Source organism: Acinetobacter sp. LMB-5, assembly GCF_001541635.1.
GTDB classification, from domain to species: Bacteria; Pseudomonadota; Gammaproteobacteria; order Pseudomonadales; family Moraxellaceae; genus Acinetobacter; species Acinetobacter pittii.
This window is the reverse complement of sequence record NZ_LRDR01000004.1, coordinates 383,962-395,388: the sequence shown is the minus strand read 5'-3', so window position 1 is coordinate 395,388 and position 11,427 is coordinate 383,962. Positions and strand designations below refer to the sequence as shown.

11 protein-coding genes are annotated in these 11,427 nt (G+C 38.7%); 9 read left to right on the top strand and 2 right to left on the bottom strand.

The window, feature by feature from the left end:
* Positions 1-286 precede the first annotated feature (286 nt).
* The 7 genes from AW165_RS07115 to AW165_RS07085 all read left to right on the top strand — a co-directional run bounded on the left by AW165_RS07115 (position 287) and on the right by AW165_RS07085 (position 5,236).
* Positions 287-1,165: a VacJ family lipoprotein gene (locus AW165_RS07115; protein ID WP_016803114.1), complete on the top strand. Its 879-nt coding sequence runs from the start codon at positions 287-289 to the stop codon at positions 1,163-1,165.
* 111 nt (positions 1,166-1,276) lie between these two features.
* Positions 1,277-2,245 carry an RsbU family protein phosphatase GigA gene (gene gigA / locus AW165_RS07110; protein WP_002117221.1) on the top strand — a complete coding sequence of 323 codons (969 nt, stop codon included), beginning with the start codon at positions 1,277-1,279 and terminating at the stop codon, positions 2,243-2,245.
* A 102-nt stretch (positions 2,246-2,347) separates the two neighbouring features.
* A complete protein-coding gene (gene gigB / locus AW165_RS07105; RefSeq protein ID WP_002117273.1) occupies positions 2,348-2,869 on the top strand; it encodes an anti-anti-sigma factor GigB in 522 nt (173 codons plus the stop codon).
* 29 nt (positions 2,870-2,898) lie between these two features.
* Positions 2,899-3,723, top strand: coding sequence for a carbon-nitrogen hydrolase family protein (locus tag AW165_RS07100; RefSeq protein WP_032005320.1), 825 nt, complete (start codon positions 2,899-2,901; stop codon positions 3,721-3,723).
* Positions 3,724-3,737: 14 nt separating this feature from the next.
* Positions 3,738-4,112 (top strand): DUF4951 domain-containing protein, encoded by a 375-nt coding sequence (locus tag AW165_RS07095; RefSeq protein ID WP_005804300.1) that lies wholly within the window; start codon positions 3,738-3,740, stop codon positions 4,110-4,112.
* Between the two features lie 166 nt (positions 4,113-4,278).
* Positions 4,279-4,716 (top strand): MarR family winged helix-turn-helix transcriptional regulator, encoded by a 438-nt coding sequence (locus AW165_RS07090; RefSeq protein WP_016803111.1) that lies wholly within the window; start codon positions 4,279-4,281, stop codon positions 4,714-4,716.
* An 88-nt stretch (positions 4,717-4,804) separates the two neighbouring features.
* Entirely contained in the window at positions 4,805-5,236 is a 432-nt protein-coding gene (locus AW165_RS07085; protein ID WP_002117290.1) for an organic hydroperoxide resistance protein, read from the top strand.
* Positions 5,237-5,292: 56 nt separating this feature from the next.
* Here AW165_RS07085 and gspE read toward each other — a convergent pair whose 3' ends face one another.
* Positions 5,293-6,783, bottom strand: a complete 1,491-nt coding sequence (gspE, locus tag AW165_RS07080) for a type II secretion system ATPase GspE (RefSeq protein ID WP_060465343.1) — start codon at positions 6,781-6,783, stop codon at positions 5,293-5,295.
* 96 nt (positions 6,784-6,879) lie between these two features.
* Between gspE and AW165_RS07075 the strand changes: the two genes are divergently transcribed.
* Together AW165_RS07075 and AW165_RS07070 are read left to right on the top strand one after the other, a co-directional pair.
* Positions 6,880-7,701 carry a hypothetical protein gene (locus AW165_RS07075; RefSeq protein ID WP_060465342.1) on the top strand — a complete coding sequence of 274 codons (822 nt, stop codon included), beginning with the start codon at positions 6,880-6,882 and terminating at the stop codon, positions 7,699-7,701.
* 9 nt (positions 7,702-7,710) lie between these two features.
* Positions 7,711-8,628: a mechanosensitive ion channel family protein gene (locus tag AW165_RS07070; RefSeq protein WP_060465341.1), complete on the top strand. Its 918-nt coding sequence runs from the start codon at positions 7,711-7,713 to the stop codon at positions 8,626-8,628.
* Here the strand turns inward: AW165_RS07070 and AW165_RS07065 are convergent.
* Entirely contained in the window at positions 8,618-11,422 is a 2,805-nt protein-coding gene (locus tag AW165_RS07065) for a DUF2339 domain-containing protein (protein ID WP_060465340.1), read from the bottom strand. The two genes, AW165_RS07070 and AW165_RS07065, sit on opposite strands and share 11 nt — an antisense overlap.
* Positions 11,423-11,427 lie beyond the last annotated feature (5 nt).

Sequence of the window (11,427 nt, the reverse complement as noted above, 5' to 3'; positions counted from 1 at the left end):
TCAAATTCATCACTTAAAGCAATCAACCTAATCACAAGTAACTGTTTTTCAAAAAGTTTCTATCTGCATCACCGCCGATGGATGTGCATTATAGATGATTAAGATCCCTTTGCAACCCTTTTTTTAAATCAATATCATCAACTGGATACTTTTTAAGCTTTTTAGCATTTTATCTATATTATTTGATCAATTTTACATTGATAATAGGTTATCAATTTTGTATTAAAACATATCTCCACCCAACTGCACATTTAAGTATTAGCCTGGCTGGCGGTTAAGGAATTATATGAATTATTCTAATTTAATTTTACTAAGCGTATTATCTGTAGGTGTTTGTACCTCTTTATATGCTCAAGAAAATACTATAAGCGAATCTTCTGATGCTAGCTCATTAGAAGAAACAGCACCGACTCATACGCGCTCACAAATTATTAAAGATTTAAAAAATATTAAAGTTAAAGATTTAAAAATTAATGCGAATGCAGCACAACCAGATCCTGTAAAAGATCCATTACAGTCATTAAATCGTCCAATTTACTCATTTAACGACATGTTGGACCGAAACTTTTTACGTCCAGTTGCTGTGCAATATAGAGAAAAGACTCCAGAAGATGTACGTGGTTCTTATCGTCAGTTCCGCAAAAATCTTGGAGAACCTTGGAATGCTGTTAACCAGCTTATTCAAGGTCGCCCTGGTCGTGCGGCAAAAACCCTAGGTCGCTTTACAATTAATACGTTAACAACTCTTGGTTTAGCTGACCCTGCCAGCCGTTTAGGTTTACCGACTGAAGAAGAGAATTTTGGTGTAACTCTCGGTTACTATGGTGTTCCTTCTGGCCCATTCCTGATGTTGCCTTTTTTCGGTCCAAGTACCTTACGTGATGGTTTTGGTTTAGCAGTAGACGCCCAAGCACGTCCACAGAAATATGTTATGGATGATCAAGAGGGTCTTTATTGGTCAAGTAATATGTTACAAGCGGTTGATACACGCGCTCAATATCTGGACCTAGATCAGACCTTACAAGGTGATCAATACGCCATGATTCGAGATTTATATCTGCAACGTAAAGCATTCCAAATTGCAGAGAAAAAGGGCGACTCAGCTGATGTATCTTTCATTGATGATGACTCAGAAGATACGCCAGATGAGAATCAAAACCCTTAAAAGATGAAATCAAGGTATTGCTTGGATTAAGAGTGGGGCAATACCTTGATTTTGATCATACATACTCTATGATGAATAAAGTGATCATATAAAAGGACTACCATCTCTTCTATGTATTTTATTAAACCGACACGCTCTATCCCTTATTTAGAGCAAGCTTTGGATAAATTGCCAGGCTTACAAGTCATTAACATAGATGATTTAGATTTATATGATCCAACCATCATTGCAATAGCAGATGTACAAGATTTCCTGACATATAAATGGAATTTACCAACGATTGTCATTGCTTTTGAACATGAAGGTAGCGCTTTAGCTCAAGCTTGGGAAGCGGGTGCTCTTGCAGGTTGGGTATGGAATCAACTACCTAACGATTTAAATAAAGCATTATCAAGAATTGATGCTCAATATAAGCGTAACCAAGATAGTCGTGACTTACCTTCGGCTGCTGAACTGCAAAAACGATTACTGCCTAATCCAATTGATTTATTAAATTATCAAGTCGAAACTTTCTTCCAACCCTCAGCTTATCTCTCCGGTGATTGGTATGACTACTGGAAATTAAATGATAAGGAAGTTTTATTTTATCTTGCCGATGTTTCAGGACATGGTGTAACCAGTAGTTTATTAACATCATGGATGGCAGCTTTTCATGGCCGTTCTAAAACCCCAAGACAATTAATAAAAAAATTAAATGGGATGCTGGTTCAAGAGAATATTGAAAAGCACATTACGATTGTGGTGGGTATTTTAAACCTTGAAACACATACGCTTCGCTGGTCAAGTGCTGGGCACTACCCCCCTCCTATCATTTTTGAACCTAATCAAGCTCCAAAAATTTTAACAACAAGTAGCTTCCCATTAGGCTTAACTGATGAACTCGAAGTTGAAGAGCATGTTTGTACATTAAATCACCAAGCACGTTTCATTGTTTGCTCAGATGGAGCACTTGAACCTTTTGATGGCGGCTTAAATGATCAGTTCCAACAATTGGTTCATCATTTGCAAAATCAATCATTCCAAGCACCCGATCATGTGGCTGATGACATTGCCATCTTCAGTCTTTGTCGAATGAATTAATTTACGAATCAATTAATTACATAATATACGACTTAAGGACTCTTGAGTCTGCGATGGCACTATGTGATAATTTTTCTATCCTTCTCTGAAAATGGCATTTATATGTCAACAGGTCATGTTGAATATGCAAGTTTAAATGGAACGCATATTTTCAAACTTATTGGTGAAGTGCGAGCCCATTCTTGTATAAGTCTAGACAAACTTTTAAACAGAATTGAACAGCAAGAGAATGTTGTTGGTGCAATCGTTGATTTAACCCAAACAACATTTATTGATAGTACGGTGTTAGGCATCCTAGCTAAGCTAGGTTTAAAGCTTAAACAAACTCATCATATTCAAGCTGTGATGCTATCTACCAATCCAGATATCACAACCTTAGCCAACAGTATGGGGCTAGGGCAGGTTTTTGTCATTTTGAATTACTGTGGCGATCCTAACGTTTGCACATTAACGTTAACTGATGAACAGATCACTCATAATGCAATGCTAAGAACAGTTCTGGATGCACATAAGACATTGATGAAACTCAATGCAAACAATCAGAACATGTTTGAGCCACTTGTGAAGCAGTTACAGAAAGAACAGGATACGCTTGAACAGGTATCAGATAAGCAAAATGCCTGACTTTAATCATTAAGCCGGATTATTAGAATATGACCCTTATTTCTGTTGCTCAAATGAACTCTCAAGATGATATTGAAAATAATTTTCAAGTCATTGAGTCGTTGATTCAACAAAGTAAGGCGCAAAATGCTAGCCTGATTGTTTTCCCCGAAAACTTTGTATGTTTTGCTGCTGGAAAACAACGCGAAACAGCTGAGCAATTTGAGTCTATTCAACAACGGCTTGAGAAACTAGCACATCAATATCAAATCTGGATTGTGGCCGGTACCTTACCATGTCCATTTCGTCCAGATGGATCTACCATTCAAGATGGTCGAGTCCGGACGGTTAGTCTTTGTATTAGTCCTGAGCGTACAGAAGCACGTTATGACAAGATCCATTTATTTGATGTACAAGTGGGTGATGCTGTCGGTGGTTATCAAGAGTCTCGTTTCTTTGAACCTGGAACAGACGTAGTAGTCACATCTACCCCTTTTGGCAATATTGGCTTAATGGTATGTTATGACTTACGTTTTCCAGAGCTTGCTCTAACTCTGAGACAACAAGGCGCTCATCTTCTTACTGCTCCTGCTGCATTTACTTATACAACTGGACAAATGCACTGGCAGCTTTTGCTACAAGCTCGGGCAATGGATAGCCAATGTTATGTTTTAGGCGCAGCACAACAGGGCTGGCATGGTGAAAAACGACAAACCTGGGGACACTCTGGGGCAACAGATAGTCGTGGCCAAATTTTAAGTATGATTGGATATGAGGGGAGTGGTTTAATCACTGTACCCTTTGATTTAACAGCACAAGAACTCGTCCGCTCTTCAATGCCTCTGATGACTCACCGTAAATTGATTCATTATTAAAAGTTTAATTATTCATGTGGAAATACTTATTTAGCATTTTTTGCTTGGGGGCAAATATTCATTGTTATGCAGAGTTTGGTACAACAAACCATTTTGTTTCGCCTGCTGCACAGCTCAACTCAGATATTCTTCCAGCAACTCCTAAAAATATCCCCTTGCCCGCTTTTGGCCAAAGAATTATTGGCTGGGGTACAGGCGCAGAAGGTGCAAGACAACGTTTAGAAAATATTCAGCCAGCAGATGTTTCTGTGATTAAAAAACAAGGAACAACGCTTGAAATGATTACTGCATGGCAAGATTTTTATGAACAAGAGCAGCAACGCAATGCAAATAATCCTACTGCGAAGTATCGTGCGCGTTTAATGAAAAAGATTGCCGATTTGTGGTAAATACTTTCATCTAGAATATTTTTATCTTATGGAATAATTGATGTAATTATTCCATTTTTTATATCCGCTTAATTTACTTTATTCATAACCTATTCTTATGAACATTTAAGAAACTGAATAGAACGCGATATACTACAAAAGCAATATTAGTTTCTTTGAGGAAGATATGGACCAAGACTGTCAAAACTTAAAGCTTGAGAATCAATTATGTTTCCTCATTTATTCAACGAATTTAGCGCTTAATCAACTCTACAGAAAACTTCTAGCACCTTTGGGCATTACCTATCCCCAATATTTAGTTATGTTAGTGTTGTGGGAACAGGATGAAGTGACTGTTTCAGAAATTGGAGCTAAACTTTTTTTAGAATCATCTACACTCACCCCTATCTTGAAAAAGTTAGAAGCCTCGCATTTACTTCATCGTACCCGTTCAACTCAAGATGAGAGACAAGTGATTATTACGCTGAGTGATGAAGGAAAAAAATTAAAAGATCAAGCAATCCATATTCCAGCAGGCGTATTAGAAGCAAGTTCATGTGATATGACAACACTACTAGGCCTTAAAGATCAACTTACTAAACTCCGTACAAACTTAGTCAAATAAACAGCAATTTTTTTAAAAAATATACTTGTCAAAATAATTAAGTCGTGTACGATATATTTGTATTCAATTTATTTTAGGAATAAAAACGATGTCATTAGAAAAAGTTGTTTATCGTGCAAAAGCTAAAGCAACCGGTGGTCGTGATGGCCGTGCGACTTCATCAGACGGCGTATTAGATGTACAGCTTGGTGTACCTAAAGAAATGGGTGGTGCTGGTGGTGCTGTAACAAATCCAGAGCAACTATTCGCAGCTGGTTATTCAGCATGCTTTTTAGGTGCTTTAAAATTTGTTGCAAACCGCGATAAATTTAACATTAGCAAAGACGCTTATGTAGAAGGTGAAGTAGGTATTGGTCCAATTCCTACAGGTTTTAGCATCGAAGTAACTTTAAATGTTTACTTAGTGGGTATGGACCGTGAAGAAGCTGAAAAGTTAGTTGCAGCAGCTCATATTGTTTGCCCATATTCAAATGCAACTCGCAACAATATTGATGTAACCTTTAATATCGTGACTGAATAAGTTTTGATATTTAAAAAATGCCCGAATCAAATCGGGCATTTTTTACAACTTAAATATTATGCTTCACTTGCCTCATTGGTTACACGAAGTACTTCTTCGAGTGTAGTTTTACCTGCAAGTACTTTGCGCAAACCATCATCACGAATAGAACCGGAATACTCACGAGCATGATTTTCTAATTCATATTCAGCTGCATTACCATGAATTAGACGGCGCATAGGTTCATCAACTGGTACGATTTCATAAATCGCTGTACGTCCATTAAAACCTAAATGTGAGCAATGATCGCACCCTTTGGCTTCAGGTAACTGCAACAACGGTTCATTATTAATATGCTGAAAAACCTGTTTCTCAAAAGTATCGGCTTCACGCCATGTCATACAATGTGGACATAAAGTACGAACCAAACGTTGAGCAATCACCCCAATTAAAGAGCTTGATAACAAGAAGGGTTCAATCCCCATATCTTTAAGACGAGTAACTGCACCAATAGCTGTATTGGTATGTAGAGTTGATAAAACCAAATGTCCTGTTAAAGATGCTTGAACCGCAATTTCAGCAGTTTCCAGATCACGAATCTCCCCCACCATCACTACATCAGGATCTTGACGTAACATTGCTTTTAAAGCACGAGCAAATGTCATATCCACTTTGGTATTCACTTGGGTTTGACCAATGCCTTCGAGTTGATATTCGATTGGATCTTCGGCAGTTAAGATATTACGGGTATTGTCATTTAGATCAGATAGAGCTGCGTATAAGGTGGTCGTTTTCCCCGAACCGGTAGGCCCTGTGACCAAAATAATACCGTGTGGACGATGCACCAATTGAGTTAAACGTTCATAGTCACTTGCCATTAAACCCAAGTGAGTCATATTAAGACGACCCGCTTGTTTATCAAGCAAACGCATAACTACTCGCTCGCCATGAGACGAAGGCAAAGTTGATACACGCACATCCACTTCACGTCCAGCAAGACGTAAAGAAATACGTCCATCTTGCGGTACACGCTTTTCGGCAATATCGAGTTTTGCCATAACTTTAATACGTGAAACAAGTAACGGGGCCAGTTCACGGCGGGGCTGTACAATCTCGCGTAATTGACCATCTACCCGTAAACGTACAGATAATTTCTTTTCAAAAGCTTCAATATGAATATCTGAAGCACCTACACGGATTGCCTCAGAGAGAAGTGCATTGATCAGACGCACAATAGGCGCATCATCCTCTTGATCCATTAAGTCTTCTGTTTCAGGCACCTGATCTGCAAGGCTTAATAAATCCGGATGGTCTTCTAAGCCCGCAGCTACTTGTTGAGATTCGCCTGTATCCCCTGCATAACTCGTACTTAATAGGCTATTAAACTCTTGTTCAGTACATAACTGATAATGTGCAGGCTTCCCCAAAATTCGTCTTGCTTCCTGCAATGCAATTTTTTCTGTATTTTGACGTCTAACAATAAAAACTTGATCACCGTCATAACGAAATAAAACACCATGACGCTTGGCAAAACTATATGGAACTTGTATTTGTTTCAATATTTGCATCACAATTTATAATGATGAGTAAGATGATTTTGAGTGTACTCTAAGCAGATTACAGCGTGAAGTCTGTTTAACAACTCGGTAGAGGAATTTTGCGTCTTGTTTGAAAATAATGAATATCAGCCTCGCCCCCAGAATTCTTTAAAGTGGTGGGGTGAACAGCACTTTGAAATTAACCAGTCCAAAGCATGGCAATTCGGTTCAATGCTCTTTCGTTTAACACGTGGCATAAAAGAATGGCGCATCGAATATTATCGTCCATCTCTCCAAGATGATAATGAACAAGATTGGCACCCAATTGCCGATCCACATTTTGCCTTTCCGCATACGGTTCTAGTAGAACGTTACATGTTTCGAAAGACCAATCCAGAATTTTTACTGATGCCACGTCTGGCAGATCGTTCTGTGGTCATTAAACCTGTTGATCCTATTTACATTCCAGCAGGTCAACGTGGGACTCTATATATCAGCACACCATTATGGATTGCAGGCTTAGTTGAAAGTCAGCATGAACCTTTGTTTGAGATTCCTGTGATTCAGCCTAAAGATACGTGGTTTGGTCCAAATGCCCAGCAAGGTGAAATTTGTTATGCCACTTCCGTGGATGGCCGTACTGATTTGAATCTATTAACACCACGCGCTTTCCGTGCTGTTACTCCAATTGACTTTCACAACACAAGTAATCATCAATTACGCTTTGATCGTATGAATGTGCCAGTTACTGCTCTTCCTCTTTTTTATAGTGAAAGTACTGGTCGTTTATGGACTTCTCAAATTAAAGTTTATTATGAGGGTTCTGATCGTCCTGCACGTATTCGTATTGAAAATCGTACGCCACCTCTTGCTGGTGAAGTGACCTATGTTCACCCACCACGCTCACCTGGTGGAGCATTATTCAATATGTTTGATTCATTCTTTTAAGAGGTTTATATGGCTGATTCAAATATTCCAAAAGATATCGCTGATAGCCTCAAAAGTATATTTACCAATATCAATACTGAACGTATTAGTGAAATTTTAGTCGCTGTTGTACTGTGTTTCATTGGCTTTGTTCTTGCTCGTATTATTTCGAATACGTTTATTAGAACCATTGGCTCACGTTTTAATGCTCACCAACGTCTGGTATGGCGCCGTGGTATTTTTTATTTTATTTTTTTACTCTTCATCATGACGAGTTTGAAAGAAGCTGGGTTCAAACTTAGTGTATTCCTCGGTGCAGCCGGGATTTTAACTGTAGCACTCGGTTTTGCATCGCAAACATCTGCCAGTAACTTGATTAGTGGTTTATTTTTGATTGGTGAGGGTTCATTTGAAGTCGGTGATACGATCCAGATTACTCTCATTCGTGGTAATACAATTGAAGGCGAAGTCATCTCAATTGATTTGCTTTCGGTAAAATTACTTACACTCGACAATGTCTATATTCGTTTACCGAACGAACAACTCATTCGTGCGCCTGTACACAACTTATCTAAATATCCAATACGACGTATTCCAATTACTTTGGCAATTAACTTTCACGAAGACATTATTAAAGTCCGTGAGGTTCTACTGAATGTAGCAGCTCATTATCCACTTGTACTGGATGATCCAAAACCTGCAGTTACGGTTACCGCATTCAGGGAATCATCAATTGAGCTTTTATTCACGATGTGGTGTCGACAAGAGAACTCTTTAAAAGTTCGGGATGAAATGCAAGAACGAATCCGAAATGGATTTTTAGATAACCGAATTGAAATTCCTGTTCCTAAAATGGGCTTGATTGATCGACCGTCTATTGGTTTTGCTGAAGACGATATCGATCAATATAGCAATCAAAAAGAATTAAAACGAGAGCCTAAAGCTTAGGCTCTTGATTCTTCTGCGCGGTAGACGACGGGGGTAATGGCGCAAGATAAGCAATAATTAACATTACTCCACCTGCTCCAATAAACGAAATGACTCGGGTTAATGTCGCACTTTGTGATAGATCAAGCAAAATCAACTTTAATACCACAATACCTAAAAGTGCAGCACCTACAAACCAGAGTTGACGAATCATTTTACGGCTTGAGAATGTAGTTAGTACAAATGCCAAAATGACCCAAAGCAATGTCAAACTTAACTGCACTTCACCATTCGTCCAAATTGCTAAGCTCCATAGTGGTGTCCCCCAGTAATGATGTAAGCCCCTAACGACCACACTACTGAATACCAATAACCCAGCTAAAATTGTTGTAATTTTAAAAGTCCACTCTAGTGATTTATCTTGATCAAAAACATGTTGATAAATAATAAAGAGCAGACCTGCAAATACTACAATAGAAAGAAAATCAGTTAAGTTAAATAAAGGAACAAAATAAAGGTACTCAGCAGAGTGGCGATCAACGCTCACAACTAGCAACCAAATTAAGCTTAAACACCAAACCGGAATTTGATGTAACAATGCAGTTTTATGAGCCTTATACACCCAAAGCGAATAAACCACAGGGATAAAAGCCAGAGCAACAACTGGCATTTTTGGAAAGATCGCCAAACCAACTACTGCTAACGCCAACCAGCTGAAACCAGCCCAGACATTTAAGTACCCAGACTCATCCGACTGCGGTTGAGCCATAAGAAATAAGGCACTTAGAATAATGGTAGCGACCAAGAAAGTAGTTTGTTGTAATGAGTCTACCCATTTAAACAACGTAAACACTTGACTCGCAAACGCTTCACCCAAAACTAACAACAGTAACAGGCTAATTAAAATTAACTGCAAACTTTGCCATTGCACACGAAGTTTATAGTGAACAACTGCGCTAAATATTGCGATTAGAACTACGGCGAACATCAAATATGGACTCAAAGCATGATGATGCCATGCCATTATTTCTACACCAGCTACAGCACCCGCATACATCCCTAAACACAAGAAAATGCCACTAAACATACTTGCGCTAAAATAGCGTTGCTCTTTACTGTTGTATTGCAATAAATAAAAGGCAGAAATAAATTGGGCAATTGCATAGATGCTTGTGCTTAGCGTTGGGAACTCTTCATTTGCCCACACCTGATAAAACAGTGCAATAGAGCTAAGTAAAACTAAAACTACACCAATATATCGGCTTAAACGGTAGCGCTCAGTTACTCCCCACACAATTAAAGCCGTACCTTGAGCAACCCAACCAATTGCTGTCCAATGTGCTCCTTTTGCAAGCGGGAAAATTAAGGCAAAAAATGCAACCGCGAGAATGAAAAAGCTTTTTGCAAGGACCGAAAGCTGTGGATGAGTTTTTTTAATCCAGAAAGTTAATACTGCATAGGTACCTGCCAAGACGGCTGCACCAATCGTCAATGCTTGTGTAGACTCATGTACTAAGTAGGCATGAAGGGTAAAGCCCAGTACTGGCACACTAAAAATAAGACCAACATCTAAGAGTGGAGGTAAACGAATGCCTTCTTGTTTTTCACTTGCTGACGTCCGAGATATATTTTGGCTATAACGAACACTAAGCCAAATAAACAGTGCGATATGGCACCACAAAATCCAGTCTAATGTATTAAATTTTGCGGGTTCTGCATAAAATGCGATTGCACTACCACCAATAAACATTGTGGCAAAAAAAGCTATTTGATTTAAGATTTTCCAAGGCTGAATAAAATTAACCGCAGCAACTGCTAAGTTAATTACTAAGTAATAGCTAAATAAGAAGGTTACATCAGGGCGATATTGCGGAATAACTAAAGGAGCCGCATAAGCCATACCAAGTGCTAATATTGCCAAATAAATAGCTTGTTGTTTTAAGCTCAGGAATACCGTAATAGCTAATAAAATCGTAAACAGAATACTCGCTGTAGTTAGGTTGGCAATTACACCAAAATGATGTGAGAACACAAGTGTCAGGAATACAACAGCCAGCCCGACACCTTGCAATGCCACAGCAAAAAGCTGATTTTTCTTTTGCAATGTATACCCAAATGCCGTTAACACACCTCCAGCAATCGCAATAAATCCAAGTTTCACGCCTAAACTAAGTTGCCAATGCTCGCTTGCAAAACGCAATAGCAACACGACCCCAACCATAAGCACAGCAACAGCAACTCTTAAGATTGGATTGCCATGAATCATCCAATCCACGGCTGGTTGCCACCATGCAGTCTGTACATGGGCTGATTGTTCTGTTTGATTTAAAGGTGCCGTTTCTGCTGGGACTAGCGTGTCTGTATTATTGGAACTAACTTGTTCTATTACAGGATTTATAACTTCTGTTTGTATGGTCTCATTTACATGAACAGTTTGTTTTGCTGACTCGAGGTATAATAGTCGAGTATGAAATGCACTGATGGTTTGAATCAAACATAGCAATAAAACCAGTAAAGCCCCACCAGCAATCCACATCCAATGATTTATATAAGCAACTAATGCAACCAAGGCGGCTGCATAAATCACTGTTCTTTGCATGTGAATAGAATAAAGTGGCGTTTTCTGCCGAGAAAACTGCTGTTCTAAATGAGTTAAACGCTCATGCAGATTTGACAGTAATTGAACTAGAATGACAGTAAGTGCAATAGATAAAGCAATAACAGCACTCTGAAATTTAAAACCAATTGAAATGGCTAAAAACAAAGTCAAAGCGATCAAAACAATGATCATTCCCTGTTTGTCTTTTTTATACATGGGCT

What these genes read in the sequence shown, in the direction of transcription:
- AW165_RS07115 (WP_016803114.1), top strand. Translation starts at nt 287, where the DNA reads ATGAATTATTCTAATTTAATTTTACTAAGCGTATTATCTGTAGGTGTT.
- gigA (WP_002117221.1), top strand. Translation starts at nt 1,277, where the DNA reads ATGTATTTTATTAAACCGACACGCTCTATCCCTTATTTAGAGCAAGCT.
- gigB (WP_002117273.1), top strand. Translation starts at nt 2,348, where the DNA reads ATGTCAACAGGTCATGTTGAATATGCAAGTTTAAATGGAACGCATATT.
- AW165_RS07100 (WP_032005320.1), top strand. Translation starts at nt 2,899, where the DNA reads ATGACCCTTATTTCTGTTGCTCAAATGAACTCTCAAGATGATATTGAA.
- AW165_RS07095 (WP_005804300.1), top strand. Translation starts at nt 3,738, where the DNA reads ATGTGGAAATACTTATTTAGCATTTTTTGCTTGGGGGCAAATATTCAT.
- AW165_RS07090 (WP_016803111.1), top strand. Translation starts at nt 4,279, where the DNA reads ATGGACCAAGACTGTCAAAACTTAAAGCTTGAGAATCAATTATGTTTC.
- AW165_RS07085 (WP_002117290.1), top strand. Translation starts at nt 4,805, where the DNA reads ATGTCATTAGAAAAAGTTGTTTATCGTGCAAAAGCTAAAGCAACCGGT.
- gspE (WP_060465343.1), bottom strand. Translation starts at nt 6,783, where the DNA reads ATGCAAATATTGAAACAAATACAAGTTCCATATAGTTTTGCCAAGCGT.
- AW165_RS07070 (WP_060465341.1), top strand. Translation starts at nt 7,711, where the DNA reads ATGGCTGATTCAAATATTCCAAAAGATATCGCTGATAGCCTCAAAAGT.
- AW165_RS07065 (WP_060465340.1), bottom strand. Translation starts at nt 11,422, where the DNA reads ATGTATAAAAAAGACAAACAGGGAATGATCATTGTTTTGATCGCTTTG.